Genomic DNA, 605 nt, shown 5'->3' on the forward strand with positions numbered 1-605 from the left:
GATAAGTTCACCATGTTCCGGGGAGCATGCCAGCAATCCCCCGTTCAGAATATTCGACAGGAATTAGCCGGAAATTGACCTCCGGTCGGGCAAGCTCCGCCATGGCCGCTAACGAATCGACATTTCCTCATCCCAGGATTGCGCGGCGACGTTCAAGGCTTTCGGCTGGCCACTCTTTCTTCGTGTCGTAATAGATCTCGAAAGCGCGAGCGCTATCCGGCAGCCGAATCCAAGGAAGTTTCGAGCGGGTGAAGATATGAACGTCTGGCTCAATCCCTGTGGGGTCGTCGAGTGTGCCGACCCGCACAAAACGCATCGCACGGCGGCCGTAATCGCTCCATAGCGCAACCCTGCAGGACGGGCAGCGATAAATGTCGTGTGGGCGGCCGCTGTCGGTCCCCATTGCCACCGGTTCCGGCACGCCCGACGAGAGCGTGATCCGGTCGGTCTCGATCAGCGCGTTGATGACGAAGGCACTGCCGGTCTGGCGTTGACAGTCGCGGCAATGGCAGCAATGCACGAACATCGGTTCGGAATTCAGCCGGTAGCGCACCGCTCCGCAGGAACAGCCGCCTTGAAAGGTCCGGGGCATATTCTCCTCCCAA

General features: G+C 59.7%; 1 protein-coding gene. It reads right to left on the reverse strand.

Annotation, left to right across the window (positions count from 1 at the left end):
- Positions 1-127 precede the first annotated feature (127 nt).
- Positions 128-605 (reverse strand): GFA family protein (locus tag ACFP9U_RS25330; protein ID WP_378625671.1); only part of this gene is annotated, 478 nt, incomplete at its 5' end.

Source organism: Nitratireductor sp. GCM10026969 (genome assembly GCF_042660605.1).
In the GTDB taxonomy this organism is placed as follows: Bacteria; Pseudomonadota; Alphaproteobacteria; order Rhizobiales; family Rhizobiaceae; genus Chelativorans.